Genomic DNA, 18248 nt, shown 5'->3' on the forward strand with positions numbered 1-18248 from the left:
GGGGGGGTGTGCCCCGTCCTTCCCCCTTTCCGGGAGGTTCCGATGTCCCATGCCGATCCTGCCCATCTTCGCGGCGCCGGCCGCGCGATCCTGACCGCCGGCCCGCTGTTCATGACGCTCTATCTGGCCGCCGATCTCTATCGCCGCATACCCGATGCCATTACGGTGGATCTGGGCATCCTCATCATCCTGCCCCTCATATTGCTCTTCGCGTTGATCTTCGGCCCCTTGGTTGCCGCCATCCCGATCATCATCGGGACGACGTCGATGCGCGTCCTGGCATATCATTGCCCCCTTTTTGCCCCCCGCGCCTTCTGGTTGCTCGCCGGTGCCGCCATCGGCTTCGGCGTGGCTTATGGCTGCGACCTACTGGGGGAAGTCCCCGATTTGAGCTTTGCCCTGATCGCCACCAGCGGCCTCAGCGGCTGGCTGGCCTACACGCCGGAATAGTATTTCCGCGCCCCTGTCCTATTGGATCATGGCCCGCTATACTGATTGCATCTCATAACAATATGTCCCACTGGCGTTCGGAAATTGCCGAATGTGCGGGAAAAGTGCGAAGTTAAGCGAAATATGTCCAATCATCAGATCCATGTCATCGGCGGCGGCCTCGCCGGTTCGGAAGCCGCCTGGCAGCTTGCCCAGGCCGGTATCAAGGTCCGCCTGTCGGAAATGCGCGGGACCGGGGAGATGACCCCGGCGCACCAGACCGACGGCCTTGCCGAACTGGTCTGCTCCAACAGTTTCCGTTCCGATGACGCGGACAAGAATGCCGTGGGCCTGCTGCATCAGGAAATGCGCCGCCTCGGCTCGCTGATCATGGACCGCGCCGAACCGGCCAAGGTGCCGGCCGGCTCCGCCCTGGCGGTCGACCGCCATGTCTTTTCCGACGGCGTCACCCGTGCGCTGGCCGAACATCCCAATGTCGAGATCGTGCGCGAACGGATCGACACGCTGCCCACCGAAGGCATGACCATCGTCGCCACCGGGCCGCTGACCGCCGCGGCGCTCGCCAGCAGCATCGGCGAAGCGGCCGGCATGGAGCATCTCGCCTTCTTCGACGCGATCGCGCCGGTCATCCATTTCGACAGCATCGACATGGAAGAATGCTGGATGGCCAATCGCTGGGACAAGATCGGCCCCGGCGGTGGCGAGGGCAAGGACTATATCAACTGCCCGATGAACAAGGAGCAGTATCAGGCCTTCGTCCAGGGGCTGCTCGACGGCGAGAAGACCGAGTTCAAGCAATGGGAGTCCAGCACTCCCTATTTCGAGGGCTGCATGCCGATCGAGGTGATGGCCTCGCGCGGGCCGGAAACGCTGCGCCATGGCCCGATGAAGCCGATGGGGCTGGACAATCCCAAGACCGGCCGCTGGCCCTATGCCGTGGTCCAACTGCGCCAGGACAATGCCTCGGGCACACTATGGAACATGGTCGGTTTCCAGACCAAGCTGAAGCATGGCGCCCAGGTCGAGCTGTTCCGGACCATTCCGGGGCTGGAAAAGGCGGAGTTCGCGCGGCTGGGCGGGCTGCACCGCAACACCTTCATCCAGAGTCCCAAGCTGCTCGATCCGACGCTGCGCCTGAAAAGCGCGCCGCATATCCGCTTCGCCGGGCAGATGACCGGGTGCGAGGGCTATGTCGAAAGCGCTGCCATCGGCCTCATCGCCGGGCGTTTCGCTGCGGCCGAGATATTGGGCCAGGAACTGACGCCGCCGCCCGCCGACACGGCACTGGGCGCGCTGCTGGGCCATGTCACCGGCAATGTCGAGACCGCCGACTATCAGCCGATGAACGTCAATTTCGGCCTGTTCCCGACGCTCGACGACGTCAAGAAGAAGCAGCGCAAGGAAGCCTATACCGCCCGCGCTCGCGCCTCTTTCGGTCGCTGGCTGGGCGAGGTGGTGGAACCGGCCTGACCCTGCCGGGACAGGCTCAGCATTTGCAGCGCGGTTTCGCCGCCCGCTTCGGCGCGGTGGTGGCGAATTCGGCCGGGGTCAGCTTGCCGTCCTTGTCGGCATCGGCCCCGCCAAAGCGATCGGATGTGGCGACCGCCCATTCCTCGAACGACAGCAGATTGTCGCCATTCCGGTCGAGCGCCTTGAAGGCCTTGGTCCGGCTGCCCAGCATCTCGACCCGGCTGATGCTGCCGTCGCGATTGCGATCATAACGGGCGAAGCGTTTCTCCTCCCGACTTTGCGGGCTGGCCTCGCCGGGCATGGGCGGCGCCTCCCCGATCGCATCGGGATCGCCCTCGGGCAGCGTTTCGTTCGCCGGTGGCGGCGGTGGCGCGATCAGCGCCCTTGGCGGCGGCTCGTTGGTCGCCCGCCCCTGCCACCAGAACAGGCCGGCCGCGACCAGCAGCAACGCCCCCATGCCACCTGCCAGCAACCGTCCCATCGCCCGCTCCCCCATCCGTGACGAAGCGAAGCCTATCGCGATCGACTAGCGCCCGACAAGCGCGATCCGCATCAGCCGCCAGGCCATGCTCCGCGTCAGCCCGACCGGCGCCCGCTGCCCCCGCTCGACATCGTGCAGCGTCAGCAGATAGGCGATGCGCAATGGCTTCCACGCCCTGGGCCACACCGGATCGCCAACCTGCGGCAACAGGTCGCGGGCCAGGCCGATGGCCGCATCCGCCAGTGCTTCGTCGCCGCTATGGGCGGACAGATCCCACAAGGCCCAGACCTTGCCCGCCGCGATCAGCCAGTCGGGCGCATCGGCTACATCGGCCAATGCCTGGAACAGCCCGCCGCCGCGGCCGGCGGCATAGTCGCGCAGGCCGGTGAGATCGATCTCCGGCTCCACCACCAGCACTTCCCAACCATCGAGCATCGCCGGGATACCGGGCGCGGCCAGCGCACCGATCGCGCGCAGCCAGTCGACCACCGGCTCGCCCTGTCCCTTGACGCCCGCCTCGTCCATGACGACGCCCAGCCACCAGGCGAGGCGCATCTGCCCGATCGCCGCATCGCTGGTTGTTCGCGCAATTTGCGCAAAGCGCTGGTCCAACGCCCAGAGCGCCCGATGCCGCTCGGCAAGGCGCCCGGCATGCCCGGAAAGCAGGCGCGCCAGCGGCGCCAGATCGTCCGTGCGATCCATCATTTCGATCCCGATCTAAAAATGGCTTATCAATCCTTTAACCAGACTTCGCATAGAGACCCTAACCAGTCCCGTTGCATGGCCGACGATGGCCCTGTCCAGAGTTCTGGGGGGAAACGGGCGACATGGGTGAATGCGGAACATGGGCAAGCAGATCAAGCGCGCGATGACATTCCTCGGCCGGCTTCGGCGCAACCAGGCGGGCAACACGCTCGCCATGGTCGCCGCAGCGGTCATTCCGCTCGCCGGCCTGATCGGGGGCGGCGTGGACATGAGCCGCGCCTATATGGTCCGCGCCCGGATGCAGCAAGCCTGCGACGCCGCAGCGCTGGCGGGACGGCGTGCGATGACCGCTTCATCCATGACCGATGCCAACAAGGCCGAGGCGAAGAAATTCTTCGACTTCAATTTCCCGCAGCAGACCTTCGGCGCCGCGAGCTTCACACCCGTTATCCAGAGCAAACCCGGCGAGACGACGACTGTCCAGGTGTCGGCTGAAACCACCATCCCGACCACCATCATGCGCATCTTCGGCGTTCAGACATTGTCGCTGGCCGTGAACTGCGATTCCCGTTTCGACATCGGGAATACGGATGTGATGCTGGTGCTGGATACCACCGGGTCGATGGCAGATTCCATTTCCAATGGCTCAGGAGGCACGGTTGTAAAGCTCACCGCCCTGCAGCAGGCGGTAAGAGATTTCTACGATACGCTAGGTCCTGGCTCCGACAGCAGTGGTCGCATCCGCTACGGCTTCATGCCCTATAGCTCCACTGTGAATGTTGGTTACCAATTGCCCACCAGCGCGGTACTCGGAGGCACGGCCGGCGAGACATGGACTTATAACAGCCGCTATGCGTGGTATTACTGGGAAAACACGTCGACGGACACGACCTGCTACAAGCGCAATGGCTCAAACACCTGCTACACATCAGCCCAGAATGCGATCAATGGATCAGGTGGAACCAATCTGAACGGGACCGACTGCTCCAACTGGCAGAATGCCTCCGCGAGCACAAGCGGCAGCGCGCCCAGCAACACCACACGGACCGTCTACAGCTATGGCGGCTGGAACAACAGCACGTCGAACGCCCCATCGGGCAGCACCGCGCGCGTGTGCGTGCGCAAAGAGCTGACGACAACCAAGACCTACTTCACCTCAACCACTCCCGGTCCGGGGCGCACCCGTTACACCAATTGGACCTACACCAACGTAGCGTTCAACATGAGCGACTTCATCAAGGGCGAACCCATCCAGAATCCCGCCTTTGAGTGGGGCACCAACGCGACATGGTCTGGCTGTATCGAGGAACGCGATACGGACAGCACCATTAACGCAAATTCGTCGACTTCTTCCATTCCAGCGACAGCCTTTGATCTTCAGATCGATACGGCACCGACGACGACTGCTACAAAATGGCGCCCATTTTGGCCTGATGTCGAATACACACGCGGCGGCTCTTGGCTCAACAGTTCGAACAACATCAGCAACGGCTATGTCGCCTGCCCCAGCCAGGCACGTAGGCTGACCTCTTACGCCAGTCGCACCGCCATTCCGGACGGTCAAACCAGCAGCTATGACAGCTATGTCGACAGTCTGGTTGCAGTTGGCGGGACCTATCACACCATTGGTATGATGTGGGGCGCGCGCTTCCTGTCGCCGACCGGAATCTTCGCATCGGATAACGCCAACGCGCCCAACGGCTTCAACATTTCGCGCCACATCGTGTTCATGACCGACGGCGTCATGCAAGCCTACAACAATGTCTACGGTGCCTGGGGATATCAGACACTCGATCAGCGCGACGGTCCCGCCGGCGCTTCCAATGACGACCTGACGGCCATTCACAACCGTCGCCTGGAAATGATGTGCAATGCAATCAAGTCCAAGGGGATCACCATCTGGGTGATCGGATTCAGCAATTCGAACGTGATGAGCACTCCTTTGCAGAATTGCGCCAGCAGCGCCAATCATTGGAGCATGAACTATTCCGCAGCGCAGTTGAAAACGACCTTCCAGAACATCGCCAAGAATATTGGCGGCTTGCGGTTGTCCAACTGATGCGCTGGCCGTTTCACCTCCCCCGTGATCTACAGCGTGATCAACGTGGCGCGACGCTGATGGAGTTCGGCCTGATCGTCACGCCGCTCTGCCTGTTCATCATGGGCGTCGGCGACTTGGGCTATCAGTCCTATCTGCGCTCGGTGACCCAGGGTGTGCTCGACAGAGCCGCTCGCGCGGCATCGGTCGGGACACTCAACAGCACCCAGATCGACGCCTATATCGATGCGCAGATGCAGGCGATCAACAGCAAGAACGGCTCCACTTCGGTGACCAAGAAGAGCTATTACAACTTCTCGCGCGTCGGGAAGCCTGAAAAGATCACCACGGATACGGCACCGCTTGGCAGCTTCAACACGGGCGATTGCTTCGAGGATTCCAATGGCAATGGCAGTTACGACAGCAGCGCCGGCTCTACGGGCCTTGGTGGAGCTGATGATATCGTCTTCTATCAGGTAACCGTGTCCATGCCCCGCCTGTTCCCGATGGCCAAACTGCTGGGCTGGAGTGCAACCCAGACCGCCACGGCCAACGCCACCATCCGCAACCAGCCCTGGTCCAACCAGGCAACATTGCCGATCATCTGCACATGACCCCGATCCGCCTTTCCCTCGCGCGCTGGGCGCGCCATCTGCGCGACGACCAGTCGGGCCTGGCCCTTATTGAGTTTGCCTATTCCTTGCCAGTGCTGATGGTGTTGTCGATGGGTGGGCTGGAAATCGCCAATCTGGCGACCGCCCATATGCGCGTCAGCCAGATCGCGATGCTGGTCGCCGACAATGCCTCCCGCGAGCGAACCTCGATCGATGAGGCCGACATCAACGAGATTTTCACTGGCGCGGAATTGGCCGGTGCCAACCTCAAGAACTTCAAGGCAAACACCCGCATCTTCCTGTCCGATCTGGAACCAAACAACCAGACGGGCAGCAATGCCGGCCAGTATATAAGATGGCAGCGCTGCTGGGGCAGCGGCAGTTTCACATCAAGCTACGGCAAAGCGGGTGATGGCACGAACGATGCGACGTTGAGGGATGGCCTGGGCCCTGGCACCTCGGCCGCGACCAAGATCACTTCGGGCGGCGGCACGGCCGTCATGTTCGTGGAAGTCGCCTATACCTATCAGCCGCTGATCTCGAACGACATTTTCGGTTCGAAAACCATTCGCTATACCAGCGCCTTCAATGTGCGCGAGCGGACCGATCAGGCGATGAAGAATGCGGGCAGCCTGCCCAACAGCCAGATTGCCTCCTGCCCTGCCTGACCGCAAGAGGACAACGAACCGATAGAAAAAGGGGCGATCCGATCGGACCGCCCCTTTTTCATTCTTACTTGTAGCAGACCTTCTTGGCTGCTTCGACCACGCGGGCCGCGTCGATCAGTGCCAGCTTTTCGAGGTTGGCGGCATAAGGCAGCGGCACATCCTCGTTGGTGACGCGCAGCACCGGGGCGTCGAGATCGTCGAAGCCCTTTTCCATCACGACGGCGGCGATTTCCGACGCGATCGAGCAGGTCGGCCAGCCTTCTTCCACCACCACCAGGCGGTTGGTCTTCTTGAGGCTCTCCAGAACCGTCGCGGTGTCGAGCGGGCGCAGCGTGCGCAGGTCGATCACTTCCGCATCGATGCCCTCGGCAGCAAGCTGCTCGGCCGCGTCGAGCGCCAGGCCTACGCCGATCGAGTAGCTGACCAGGGTCACGTCCTTGCCCGGACGCATGATGCGCGCCTTGCCGATCGGCAGGACATAATCGTCGACCTTGGGCACGTCGAAGCTGCGACCGTAGAGAAGTTCATTCTCCAGGAACACGACCGGGTCGGTCGAGCGGATCGCGGCCTTCAGCAGGCCCTTGGCATCGGCCGCGTCATAGGGCGCGATGACGATCAGGCCGGGAACCGCGGCGTACCAGGGGCCGTAGTTCTGCGAGTGCTGTGCGCCGACGCGGCTGGCCGCGCCGTTGGGACCACGGAACACGATCGGGCAGCGCATCTGGCCACCGGACATATAGTTGGTCTTGGCCGCCGAGTTGATGATGTGGTCGATCGCCTGCATGGCGAAGTTGAACGTCATGAACTCGATGACCGGACGCAGACCACCCATCGCCGCGCCCGAACCGATGCCGGCAAAGCCATATTCGGTGATCGGCGTGTCGATGACGCGCTTGGGACCGAATTCGTCGAGCAGGCCCTGAGTCACCTTGTAGGCGCCCTGATATTCGGCGACTTCCTCGCCCATCACGAAGACGCGCGGGTCCGACCGCATTTCCTCGGCCATGGCGTCGCGCAGCGCTTCGCGCACGGTGGTCTTGACGAACTCGGTGCCGGCCGGGAGGTCCGGATCCTGCACGGTCGCCTTGGCTTCCGACGCCAGCTTCGACGTGCCGCTTTCTGCCTTCTTGGGGGCTTCTTCTGCCTTGGGCGCTTCGGCCTTCGGTGCAGGCGCCGGAGCAGCTTCGCCGCCCTCGCCCGCCATCGTCGCAATGACGGTGCCGACCTTCACGCCTTCGGTGCCTTCGGCAATCACGATCTGGCCGATCTTGCCTTCATCGACGGCTTCGAATTCCATCGTCGCCTTGTCGGTCTCGATCTCGGCGAGAATGTCACCGGACTTCACTTCATCGCCTTCCTTCACCAGCCACTTGGCCAGCGTGCCCTCTTCCATCGTCGGCGAGAGCGCCGGCATCTTGATTTCGATACCCATTAATATTGCTCCACCAGCACGTCGGTATAGAGTTCATGCATCTCAGGTTCGGGCGAGGTTTCGGCGAAATCAGCCGCTTCGGCGACGATCTTGCGGATATCCTGGTCGATGACCTTGATCTCGTCCTCGCTGACGCCGGCATCGATCAGATATTTCTTCACGCCCTCGATCGGGTCGCTGTTGTCGCGCACGGCCTGAACCTCGTCGCGCGAACGATATTTGGCCGGATCGGACATGGAGTGACCGCGATAGCGGTAGGTCTTCATTTCAAGCAGGATCGGGCCATTGCCGCCCTGTACCCACTTGAGCGCTTCCTCGGTCGCACCGCGCACCGCCAGAACGTCCATGCCGTCGACCTGGATGCCGGGGATGCGGAAGCTCTCGCCACGGCGATAAAGCTGGTCTTCCGACGAGGCGCGATTGACGCTGGTGCCCATGGCATATTGGTTGTTCTCGATCACGAAGATGATCGGGAGCTTCCACAGCTCGGCCATGTTGAACGATTCGTAGACCTGGCCCTGGTTGGCCGCGCCGTCGCCGAAATAGGCAACGCACACGCCGCCATCGTCATTATATTTGTGGGCGAAGGCGAGGCCCGCGCCGAGCGACACCTGGGCGCCGACGATGCCGTGGCCGCCATAGAATTTATGCTCGACGCTGAACATGTGCATCGAACCGCCCTTGCCGCGCGAAATGCCGGCTTCGCGGCCGGTCAGTTCGGCCATGATGACCTTGGGGTCGATGCCATAGGCGAGCATGTGGCCATGGTCGCGATAGCCGGTGATCACGCTGTCCTTGCCGGGCTTCAATGCCGACTGGATGCCGACCGCAACCGCTTCCTGGCCGATATAGAGGTGACAGAAGCCGCCGATGAAACCCAGACCATAAAGCTGGCCGGCCTTTTCCTCGAAGCGGCGGATCAGAACCATCTGCCGATAGAATTCCAGCAGCTCTTCCTTGCTGGCCTTGTAGTCGGTGGGCGTTTCGGGGCGCGGACGATTATGGTCCGCACCGGCCGGCACTGCGGCCTTTGCCTTTGCGCTGTCGGCGCGCGGCGTGGTTGGTTTCGCCAAGGCTATTATCCTTTTGCGTGGGTAGGATGGAAGGAAGCCCGATATGCGTCAGAGTTGCATAGATTGCAACGGCGGACCCCACGGAATCCCGGCATAATGAATGTCCCGAGTGCAAAAACGACAATCCATGACAACGCTGTCGAAAACGGGTCGCGAACGGCTGGCAACAAAATGTTGCCGCGACAGGATTTTACCAAATAAATGGAAAGCGCGCGCCGTCGGGGGTGCGGATCAGTTCAGCGGAACGATCACTTCGTCATGGTGAATCACGCCGAGCTGGCGACGGATCAGTTCGTCAGACAGATCGGGATCGACGCGGCGCGGATTGAGCAGATCGACCCGGTTGCGCAGTTCCTGGCGATGCAACTGGACAATCTTGAGCTCAGCCTTCGCGTCGCGCAATTGGCGCGAATAATCGCCCCAGGCGAGCACGCCATTGGAGCCGAGCACCACATAGCCGGCGAAGAACAGCAGCAACAGCACCGCGATTGCCGGCCCGAGGGCCGACATCAATAGCATGCGGAGCTTCGCGATATGCGCCATGAACTGCTTGAATCACAGGATTCGGCCGGTCGCAAGCAAAAATATGCCCGATGCGACCAGCCGAATCCCTAACCTGAAATTAGCCGTGGATCAGCGGAAGATCGAACGACCGGCATAGACCGCCATGTCGCCCAGTTCCTCTTCGATGCGGATCAGCTGATTATACTTGGCAAGCCGGTCCGAACGGGCGAGCGAGCCGGTCTTGATCTGACCGCAATTGGTGGCGACAGCAAGGTCGGCGATGGTCGAATCCTCGGTCTCACCCGAACGGTGCGACATGACCGCCGTGTAGCGGGCACGGTGCGCCATATCGACGGCGGCGAGCGTTTCCGACAGCGTGCCGATCTGGTTGACCTTCACCAGCAGCGAGTTGGCCAGCCCCTTGCCAATGCCCATCGACAGGCGCGCCGGGTTGGTGACGAACAGATCGTCGCCGACCAGCTGAACCTTGTCACCGATCTTGTCGGTCAGCGCCTTCCAGCCCTCGAAATCATCCTCGCTCATGCCGTCTTCTATCGACTTGATCGGATAGTCGGCAGCCAGCGCGGCGAGATAGTCGGCCATTTCGACCGGCGAGAGCGACAGGCCTTCGCCCGAAATCTCATATTTGCCGTTCTTGAAGAATTCGGTCGCGGCGCAGTCCAGCGCCAGCACGACATCGTCACCGGGCTTGTAGCCGGCCTTTTCGACCGACAGCATGATGAAGTCGAGCGCATCGCGGGTCGAGGCGATGTTGGGGGCAAAGCCGCCCTCGTCACCGACCGAGGTCGCCAGGCCCTTGTCGTGCAGGCCCTTCTTGAGGGTGTGGAAGATTTCCGAACCGATGCGCACGGCGTCGGCGATGCTCTCCGCACCGACCGGCATGATCATGAATTCCTGGAAGTCGATCGGGTTGTCGGCATGCTCGCCGCCGTTGATGATGTTCATCATCGGCACCGGCAGGACATGCGACGACACGCCGCCGACATAGCGATAGAGCGGCAGGCCGCGCGCGTCGGCAGCAGCCTTGGCGGTGGCGAGCGACACGCCCAGGATCGCGTTGGCGCCCAGGCGCGACTTGTTCTCGGTGCCGTCGAGCGCGATCATTGCGGCATCGACTTCGCCCTGGTCCTCGGCATCGAGACCGATGAGCTGCTCGGCAATCTCGTCATTGACGGCGGCGACGGCCTGAAGCACGCCCTTGCCCAGATATTTGCTCTTGTCGCCGTCGCGCTTTTCGACCGCCTCATAGGCACCGGTCGATGCGCCCGAGGGCACGGCGGCGCGGCCGAAGCTGCCATCTTCCAGCATCACATCGACTTCGACGGTCGGATTGCCGCGGCTGTCGAGAATCTGGCGGGCGTGGATATCGAGAATGGCGGTCATGATCGCTCCCTGATCTGAGCCCGGACACGCGCCGGGCGGCCTTTTCGCGGCCCCGCTTAGCCAGCAGCCCCAAACTTGGCAATCCGGGGGACTTGCCATCGGACAAAAAATGCCGATGCTCAAAATAGTAACGGCGCCGGAACTGTAGGCCGCCGCCAAGCATTAGGATCATGACAGCCCGCCCCGCGCGGGACCATGAGGTTGAGCTTTAGGGAGACTTTGGACAATGGCCGACACCCCGGAAACCCCGCCCGTCAAGCGCGTGAAGAAGGCGGTTGCCGCCAAGGCGAAGCCGGCGTCGACCAAGGCCTCCACCCCGGCCGTCAAGGCCGCGCCGGTGAAGAAGGCCGCCACCCGCAAGGCGCCCGCAAAGCCCGGAAACGGGGCCGCCCATGGCTGGTCCGCGCAGATCGCCCCGATCAAGGCACAGGCCGAAAAAGCCGCCAAGGCCGCGACCGACAAGATCAATTCGGTCGACTGGAAGGCGCATATCGACCCGATTAAGGAGCAGGCGGGCAAGACCGCCAAGTCTGCGGCGAGCAGTGCCAAGGACAAGACCGGTTCGGCGATGCAGAGCCTGTCGAAGCTGATTGCGGACACCGCCGGCACGGTCGATGCGAAGCTCGGCCCGCAATATGGCGACTATGCCCGCCAGGCAGCGGAATCGGTGGCCAGTGCCGCGGATACGCTGGACAGCAAGGATGTCGACCAGTTGATGACCGAGGCGCGTGATTTCGTGCGCAAGAGCCCGGCCGTTGCCATCGGCGCCGCGGCCGTGGTCGGTTTCGTGCTGATGCGCCTTGCCAAAGGATCGTCCGACAGCGACGCCTGACGAACGCAAGACAGGATTATCGTGACGGCTAACCGCAGGCCCCGGCTGACGGGGCGGAGGGGCAATTGACGCAGGAACCAGCGGATACGGTGGCAACGCCGCAGACCGAGGGGAATGAGGGGTCTGTCCGCGCGACATTCGCCCGCCTCTACACCGATGGCCGCGCCTATGCGCAGGCGGAGGTCGAGCGCCAGAAGCTGCGCGCCGGCATTGCTGGCGCCGGCATCCGCAATGCCGCGATCTTGGGGATCGTGGCCCTGATGCTGCTGTTCGCCGCGATCGTGACCCTGTTGATCGGGTTGGTGATTGCGCTGTCCGCGATGATCGGGCCGCTCTGGGCAACGCTGGCGGTGTTCGGCGGCGCCGTACTGATCGCCGTCCTGCTGCTGCTGCTGGCCAAGGGACAGATCAGCCATATGTTGAAGACGATCAAGTCATGAACCGGGAACAGGCCTATCGCGAAGCGACCGAACGCGCGGTGCATCTGCGCAGCAAGGCGGTCCTGAGCCTTGCCGATGCCCAGGCGCGGATCGCACCCGATCGGCTGAAGGCCGATGTCGAGGCGAAGATCACGGCGACTGCGCTCGACGGCGTCGCCTATGTCGGTGCCAAGGTGCGCCAGCGGCCGGTTGCAACCGGCGCGGCGGCAACCGGCATCGTCCTGTTTCTCTTCCGCCGCCCCCTCACGGCACTTTTCGGACGCCTGTTCGTTCGACTGAGGAACCGTAACACGGAAATTTCGGAGATTGATGATGGCTGACATCCGCGCCCAACTGACCCGCGTCCGCGAAGCGGCCAATGACGCCGCCGGCAGCGCGACCGACATGATCAAGGACAGCACCGGCAAGGCGCGCGAAAGCGCCGGCGAACTGATCCAGACCGGCAAGGACAAGGCGAGCGAAGCCTATGGCGACGCGCGCGACCGGGGCCAGCGGGTCGCTGCCCGCGCAAACGAGATCATTCAGGAGCATCCGGTGGCGGCAGTGGCCGGCGCGGTGGCAGCTGGTGCGGTCATCGCCTGGATGTTCCCCAAGAGCCGGAAGGTGATGAAGGCGCTTCCGGGCCTGGCCGCTACCGCCGGGGCGCGCGTGCTGGAGGCGGCCGCCACCGCCCGCACGGCCGCGAGCGAGAATAGCGAGTCGCTGCGCCACAATGCGGGCGAAGCGCTGGCCAGTGCGCGGGACAATGCCGGCGAAGTGCTGAGCAAGGCCCGCGAAACGGCAAGCCATGCGCTGTCGAGCGCCAAGGAAAGCGCCAGCGACACCGCTGCAGCGGCCCGTGACGCTGCGGCATCGGCCGATCTTGGCGGCAAGGCATCGAAGCTGGCGGACGAACTGGTCGCGCTCGTCTCCACCCGCGTCGAGGCGCTGGGCGACGCGATCAAGGCGCGATTGCCGAAAAGCTAATCGCGATTGCCGCAAACGCAATCGACACATAGGCCGCTTTCCTTGGCGGATCGCAGGGACGATGCTAAGGCACCGCGATCAGTCAAAGGAGAACATATAACGCCATGAGCAAGATGCATCTGGTGATGGGCGGCCGCGTAACCAACCCGCAGACGCTGGAATTCCAGGACCTGAGCAAGGTCGACCTGGTTGGCGTCTTCCCCGACTATGCCTCGGCCGAAAAGGCCTGGCGCGGCGCAGCGCAGCGCACCGTCGATGACGCCGAAATGCGTTATGTGATCGTCCATCTGCACCGCTTGCTGGAGCCTGAGCTGCCGGCAGCCTGATGGCCTGTTTCGGGCGAGACCGGATCATGCCCCGGTTTCGCCCGAACACATATTATCGAACGATCAATTGATAGCCTGGGGCCGTTTACGGAAGCGCCAGCGCAGCAAGGGCCGGGTCAAGGCCAGCCCTGCCAGGAAGCCGCCGATATGCGCGGCAATCGCGATCTGACCCAGATCGCCCAATCCCCCCGCCGTCGCCACGCCGATCATCAACTGGATCGCGATCCAGGCGGCCGCCAGCCACAGCACCCGCACGAAATTGGCCGACAACGGCCCGATCCGCCGCACCTGTTGCTGGCTGTAAAGCAGCGCATAGGTGGCGATGATCGCGGAAATCGCGCCGCTCGCCCCGACCATCGGATTGATCGATTCCGGCGTGATCGCCCATTGCGCGAAACAGGCCGCATATGCGCCGACGACATAGAGGATCAGCGTGCCGGTGCGGCCCAGCACATGCTCGACCTGCCGCCCGCAGAAAAGCAGCATCAGCAGGTTGAAGGCGATATGCAGCCAGCCGGCATGGACGAAGGTGCAACTGAGCGGCGTCAGCCACCAGGGCACCGCCGCCATGCCGTCCAGCAGGCCGGGATTGCCAATGCGGGCGGGCATGAACCCGCCCAGCAAGGCCGCATTGTCGATCTGCCCGGTTGCCAGCAGCAACAGGAACAGGACGAACGTGACCAGCGCGATCGCGTTGGTCGTGCGTCCGGCAGGCAGTTTCACGGGATCAGATGAACGCGATCTTGTCGACCAGGTAGAATTTGTCGCCCGACGGGACCGACACTTCCACCTCGTCACCGACCTCGCGGCCGATCAGCGCACGGCCCAGCGGGCTGTTATAGCTGATCATGCCCGCCTTGGCATCCGCCTCGGCCTGGCCCACGATCTGATATTTGACCGGCTTGTCGTCCTCGTCCAGCAGGGTCACGGTCGCGCCGAACACGATCTTGTTACCCGACAGGGTGGTCGGATCGATGATCTGGGCGCGCGACAGCTTGTCTTCCAGGTCGGAAATCGTTGCCTCGACCTGCCCCTGCCGTTCCTTGGCGGCGTGATATTCGGCATTTTCCGACAGGTCGCCGTGGGCACGAGCTTCCTCGATGGCGTCCACGATCAGAGGGCGCTCGGCCTTCAGTTCGCGGAGCTGCGCATTGAGCTTGTCATAGCCCACCTGCAGCATCGGCATCTTCTCGACGGTCGCCATTATTGCAAATCCTTCGTCAAAACTTCCCTTTGGCGGCGCCGAACGTGGCGCCACCCGCAGCATGCTTCCTGGTGAAGGGGATCAGGCGTGCGACCCAGGATAATAGGACTGGAGCGAGCGCACTTCAAGGGCGCGGTCCCGCAAAGCCTCGATTGCGTCCGCCGCAGCGACGCTGGCGGTCGCGGTGGTGAAACTTGCAATCTTTGCGCGTAGAGCACTGGTGCGGATCGCCTTGCTGTCCTTCAGGGACTGCCAGCCTTCGGTGGTGTTGAAGATCAGTTGCACGTCGCCATCGGTGATCCGGTCGACGATGTGCGGGCGCCCTTCGGCCACCTTGTTCACATGCTCGACGGCGATCCCCTGACCTTCCAGATAAGTGGCAGTGCCGCCGGTCGCGATGATGGTGAAGCCCATGCCCGCCAGCTTCTGCACAGCCGGCAGGATCACCGGCTTGTCGCTGTCCTTGACCGAGACGAAGACGGTGCCGCTGGTCGGCAGCACGGTACCCGCACCCAGCTGCGCCTTGGCAAAGGCGGTCGCGAAATTGCTGTCGATGCCCATGACTTCGCCGGTGCTCTTCATTTCCGGCGAGAGCACGGGGTCGACGCCGGGGAAGCGGTTGAACGGGAAGACGGCTTCCTTGACCGCGACATGGTCGATCGCGTTGCGATCGATCTTGGGCAGATCCTTGATCTTTTCACCGGCCATGACGCGCGAGGCGATCTTGGCGATCGGAGTGCCGATCGCCTTGGCGACGAAGGGCACGGTCCGGCTGGCGCGCGGATTGACCTCGATCAGATAGACGATGCCGTCCTTGACCGCGAACTGGATGTTCATCAGGCCACGGACCGACAGGGCACGGGCCAGCACTTCGGTCTGACGCTCGATCTCGGCAATCACCTCGTCCGACAGGCTGTAGGGCGGCAGCGAGCAGGCCGAGTCACCGGAGTGAACGCCCGCTTCCTCGATATGCTGCAGCACGCCGGCGACAACCACATCGTCGCCGTCGCACAGGGCGTCCACGTCCACCTCGACCGCATCACGCAGATACTGGTCGATCAGCACCGGGGAGTCGCCCGACACCTGCACGGCGGTAGTGATATATTCTTCGAGCTGGGCCTGGCCGTCGACGATTTCCATGGCGCGACCGCCAAGGACGTAGGACGGACGCATCAGCACCGGATAGCCGATACGATTGGCGACCGCGATCGCCTCCTCGCGGCTGCGGGCAATGCCGTTGGCCGGCTGGCGCAGCTTCAGCTTTTCGATCAGCGCGGCGAAACGCTCGCGATCCTCGGCCAGGTCGATCGCGTCCGGACTGGTGCCCAGGATCGGGATGCCGGCATCCTCCAGCGCCTGTGCGAGCTTGAGCGGCGTCTGGCCGCCAAACTGCACCAACACGCCCGCCAGCGTCCCCTTCGACATTTCGACATGCAGGATTTCCAGCACATCTTCGGCCGTCAGCGGCTCGAAATAGAGGCGGTCGGACGTGTCATAGTCGGTCGACACGGTTTCCGGGTTGCAGTTGACCATGATCGTCTCATAGCCGGCTTCGCTCAGCGCAAAGCAGGCATGGACGCAGCAATAGTCGAACTCGATACCCTGGCCGATGCGGTTGGGACCACCACCCAGGATGACGACCTTCTTGCGGTCGCTGGGCTGCGCCTCATTCTCCGGCTCACCGAAGATCGGGGCTTCGTAGGTCGAATACATGTAGGGCGTCTTCGCCTCGAACTCGGCGGCGCAAGTGTCGATGCGCTTGAACACCGGACGCACGCCCAGCTTGTGGCGCAGGCTGCGCACTTCATCCTCGGTGACGCCACCGGTCATGGCGACGACGGCATCGTGGATCAGGCCGCTGCCGCGCGCGACGCCGCGCTCATTGCCGCGCAAATTGGCGGACTTGAGCGCCAGCCAGGCGAGACGCTTGTCGGAAAAGCCCATGGCCTTGAGGCGGCGCATGCCGTCCGCATCGCGCGGCAGGCCATGTTCCAGCACCTCATTCTCGGCCTCGACGATTTCCTTCAGGCGCTCCAGGAACCAGGGATCGAACTTGGCGATATTGTGAATTTCCGCGACGGTCAGACCTTCACGAAGGGCTTGCGCGGCGACCAGCAGACGATCGGGCGTCGGCTGTGCCAGGGCGGCAATGATGTCGTCCTTGGGCGCGCCGACCAGATGATCGACCTGGTTGAAGCCGGACAGGCCGGTTTCCAGACCGCGCAGCGCCTTCTGCATCGATTCATGGATGTTGCGGCCGATCGCCATGACTTCGCCGACCGACTTCATGGCGGTGCCCAGCAGCGGCTCGGCGCCCTTGAACTTTTCAAAGGCGAAGCGCGGGATCTTGGTCACGACATAGTCGATGGTCGGCTCGAACGAGGCCGGGGTCGCGCCGGTAATGTCATTCTCGATCTCGTCGAGCGTATAGCCCACGGCCAGCTTGGCCGCGACCTTGGCGATCGGGAAGCCGGTCGCCTTCGACGCCAGCGCCGAGGAACGCGACACGCGCGGGTTCATCTCGATGACGACCAGACGGCCATCCTTGGGATTGACCGCGAACTGGACGTTGGAACCACCGGTTTCGACGCCGATCTCGCGCAGCACCGCCAGGCTGGCGTTGCGCATGATCTGATATTCCTTGTCGGTCAGCGTCAGCGCCGGCGCGACGGTGATGGAGTCGCCGGTATGGACGCCCATCGGATCGACATTCTCGATCGAGCAGATGATGATGGAATTGTCGTTGCGATCGCGCACGACTTCCATCTCATATTCCTTCCAGCCGAGGAGCGATTCCTCGATCAGGACTTCGGTGGTCGGCGAGGCATCCAGGCCGCCGCGGACGATGTTCATGAACTCGTCGCGATTATAGGCGATGCCGCCGCCGGTGCCGCCCATGGTGAAGCTGGGACGGATGATCGAGGGAAGGCCGGTAAACTCCAGCGCTTCCATCGCCTCTTCCATGGTATGGGCGATGCGCGAGCGGGCCGATTCCAGGCCGATCTTGTCCATGGCGTCGCGGAACTTGATCCGGTCCTCCGCCTTGTCGATCGCCTCGGCGTCGGCGCCGATCATCTGGACGCCGAACTTCTCCAGCGTGCCGTCGTTGAACAGCGCCAGGGCTGTGTTCAGCGCGGTCTGGCCACCCATCGTCGGCAGCACCGCATCGGGCCGCTCCTTTTCGATGATCTTCGCCACGATTTCGGGCGTGATCGGCTCGACATAGGTCGCGTCGGCAAATTCCGGGTCGGTCATGATGGTGGCCGGGTTGGAATTCACCAGGATGATGCGATAGCCCTCTTCCTTCAGCGCCTTGACCGCCTGCGTGCCCGAATAATCGAACTCGCACGCCTGGCCGATGATGATCGGACCAGCGCCGATGATGAGGATGGAGGAGATGTCGGTTCTTTTAGGCATCAGAAGTGGCTTTTCCCGATCTGCACCAGCTTTTCAAAAGCGGTTTTATCTAAGCGAATTGTTTGCGAAACTTTGCCAGGCATCTCCCGGCCGGGCCGGCCGTAGGTATCAATCTGGATCAGTTTCTCACGGCCGCAATCTACGAGCCGAACGATGGTCTCGACCTCTTCGTGAGGTCGGGCATTGTCTAGATGTTCAACTGTAAAGTCGCGCACCGTCGCCAT

20 protein-coding genes are annotated in these 18248 nt (G+C 62.9%); 10 read left to right on the forward strand and 10 right to left on the reverse strand.

What is annotated here, in order from left to right:
- Positions 1–42: 42 nt before the first annotated feature.
- Complete coding sequence (locus tag JQK15_RS10335; protein ID WP_004211806.1) at positions 43–450, forward strand: hypothetical protein; 408 nt, start codon at positions 43–45, stop codon at positions 448–450.
- A 123-nt stretch (positions 451–573) separates the two neighbouring features.
- Entirely contained in the window at positions 574–1920 is a 1347-nt protein-coding gene (gene trmFO, locus JQK15_RS10340; RefSeq protein WP_214865378.1) for a methylenetetrahydrofolate--tRNA-(uracil(54)-C(5))-methyltransferase (FADH(2)-oxidizing) TrmFO, read from the forward strand.
- A gap of 16 nt (positions 1921–1936) precedes the next feature.
- Here trmFO and JQK15_RS10345 read toward each other — a convergent pair whose 3' ends face one another.
- Together JQK15_RS10345 and JQK15_RS10350 are read right to left on the reverse strand one after the other, a co-directional pair.
- Positions 1937–2401 carry an EF-hand domain-containing protein gene (locus JQK15_RS10345; protein WP_214865379.1) on the reverse strand — a complete coding sequence of 155 codons (465 nt, stop codon included), beginning with the start codon at positions 2399–2401 and terminating at the stop codon, positions 1937–1939.
- Positions 2402–2446: 45 nt separating this feature from the next.
- Positions 2447–3106 carry a hypothetical protein gene (locus JQK15_RS10350; protein ID WP_097382640.1) on the reverse strand — a complete coding sequence of 220 codons (660 nt, stop codon included), beginning with the start codon at positions 3104–3106 and terminating at the stop codon, positions 2447–2449.
- Between the two features lie 139 nt (positions 3107–3245).
- Between JQK15_RS10350 and JQK15_RS10355 the strand changes: the two genes are divergently transcribed.
- From JQK15_RS10355 to JQK15_RS10365, 3 genes are read left to right on the forward strand one after another with little or no spacing between them, the layout of a single operon-like run.
- A complete protein-coding gene (locus JQK15_RS10355; protein WP_037521012.1) occupies positions 3246–5165 on the forward strand; it encodes a TadE/TadG family type IV pilus assembly protein in 1920 nt (639 codons plus the stop codon).
- A gap of 59 nt (positions 5166–5224) precedes the next feature.
- Positions 5225–5758 (forward strand): TadE/TadG family type IV pilus assembly protein, encoded by a 534-nt coding sequence (locus JQK15_RS10360; protein ID WP_247594301.1) that lies wholly within the window; start codon positions 5225–5227, stop codon positions 5756–5758.
- Positions 5755–6426, forward strand: coding sequence for a TadE/TadG family type IV pilus assembly protein (locus JQK15_RS10365; protein WP_037521017.1), 672 nt, complete (start codon positions 5755–5757; stop codon positions 6424–6426). The genes JQK15_RS10360 and JQK15_RS10365 overlap by 4 nt, the downstream gene beginning before the upstream one ends.
- A gap of 64 nt (positions 6427–6490) precedes the next feature.
- On the opposite strand, the gene JQK15_RS10370 is transcribed toward JQK15_RS10365, so the two are convergent.
- The 4 genes from JQK15_RS10370 to eno all read right to left on the reverse strand — a co-directional run bounded on the left by JQK15_RS10370 (position 6491) and on the right by eno (position 10839).
- Positions 6491–7858 (reverse strand): pyruvate dehydrogenase complex E1 component subunit beta, encoded by a 1368-nt coding sequence (locus JQK15_RS10370; RefSeq protein ID WP_004211797.1) that lies wholly within the window; start codon positions 7856–7858, stop codon positions 6491–6493.
- Entirely contained in the window at positions 7858–8931 is a 1074-nt protein-coding gene (gene pdhA, locus JQK15_RS10375) for a pyruvate dehydrogenase (acetyl-transferring) E1 component subunit alpha (protein ID WP_004211796.1), read from the reverse strand. Before pdhA ends, JQK15_RS10370 begins: the two co-directional genes overlap by 1 nt.
- A gap of 231 nt (positions 8932–9162) precedes the next feature.
- Positions 9163–9474: an FtsB family cell division protein gene (locus JQK15_RS10380; RefSeq protein ID WP_004211795.1), complete on the reverse strand. Its 312-nt coding sequence runs from the start codon at positions 9472–9474 to the stop codon at positions 9163–9165.
- A 90-nt stretch (positions 9475–9564) separates the two neighbouring features.
- Complete coding sequence (eno, locus tag JQK15_RS10385; RefSeq protein ID WP_037521021.1) at positions 9565–10839, reverse strand: phosphopyruvate hydratase; 1275 nt, start codon at positions 10837–10839, stop codon at positions 9565–9567.
- Positions 10840–11065: 226 nt separating this feature from the next.
- Here eno and JQK15_RS10390 point away from each other — a divergent pair, with 226 nt between their 5' ends.
- From JQK15_RS10390 to JQK15_RS10410, 5 genes are all read left to right on the forward strand, one after another.
- A complete protein-coding gene (locus tag JQK15_RS10390) occupies positions 11066–11671 on the forward strand; it encodes a hypothetical protein (protein ID WP_004211793.1) in 606 nt (201 codons plus the stop codon).
- A gap of 65 nt (positions 11672–11736) precedes the next feature.
- The gene (locus JQK15_RS10395; protein WP_097382636.1) at positions 11737–12111 is read left to right on the forward strand and encodes a phage holin family protein; all 375 of its coding nucleotides are present in this window, start codon (positions 11737–11739) and stop codon (positions 12109–12111) included.
- Positions 12108–12431, forward strand: coding sequence for a hypothetical protein (locus tag JQK15_RS10400; protein WP_017501338.1), 324 nt, complete (start codon positions 12108–12110; stop codon positions 12429–12431). Before JQK15_RS10395 ends, JQK15_RS10400 begins: the two co-directional genes overlap by 4 nt.
- Positions 12424–13077 carry a hypothetical protein gene (locus JQK15_RS10405; protein WP_004211790.1) on the forward strand — a complete coding sequence of 218 codons (654 nt, stop codon included), beginning with the start codon at positions 12424–12426 and terminating at the stop codon, positions 13075–13077. Before JQK15_RS10400 ends, JQK15_RS10405 begins: the two co-directional genes overlap by 8 nt.
- 104 nt (positions 13078–13181) lie before the next feature.
- Entirely contained in the window at positions 13182–13403 is a 222-nt protein-coding gene (locus JQK15_RS10410; protein ID WP_004211788.1) for a DUF4170 domain-containing protein, read from the forward strand.
- Between the two features lie 63 nt (positions 13404–13466).
- On the opposite strand, the gene JQK15_RS10415 is transcribed toward JQK15_RS10410, so the two are convergent.
- From JQK15_RS10415 to JQK15_RS10430, 4 genes are all read right to left on the reverse strand, one after another.
- Positions 13467–14126 (reverse strand): rhomboid family intramembrane serine protease, encoded by a 660-nt coding sequence (locus JQK15_RS10415; RefSeq protein WP_069335868.1) that lies wholly within the window; start codon positions 14124–14126, stop codon positions 13467–13469.
- A gap of 4 nt (positions 14127–14130) precedes the next feature.
- The gene (gene greA / locus JQK15_RS10420) at positions 14131–14607 is read right to left on the reverse strand and encodes a transcription elongation factor GreA (RefSeq protein ID WP_004211784.1); all 477 of its coding nucleotides are present in this window, start codon (positions 14605–14607) and stop codon (positions 14131–14133) included.
- Positions 14608–14688: 81 nt separating this feature from the next.
- A complete protein-coding gene (carB, locus tag JQK15_RS10425; protein WP_214865380.1) occupies positions 14689–18024 on the reverse strand; it encodes a carbamoyl-phosphate synthase large subunit in 3336 nt (1111 codons plus the stop codon).
- Entirely contained in the window at positions 18024–18248 is a 225-nt protein-coding gene (locus JQK15_RS10430; RefSeq protein ID WP_161730337.1) for a methionyl-tRNA formyltransferase, read from the reverse strand. The genes carB and JQK15_RS10430 overlap by 1 nt, the downstream gene beginning before the upstream one ends.

It is taken from the genome of Sphingobium sp. BHU LFT2 (assembly GCF_018604485.1).
In the GTDB taxonomy this organism is placed as follows: Bacteria; Pseudomonadota; Alphaproteobacteria; order Sphingomonadales; family Sphingomonadaceae; genus Sphingobium; species Sphingobium yanoikuyae_A.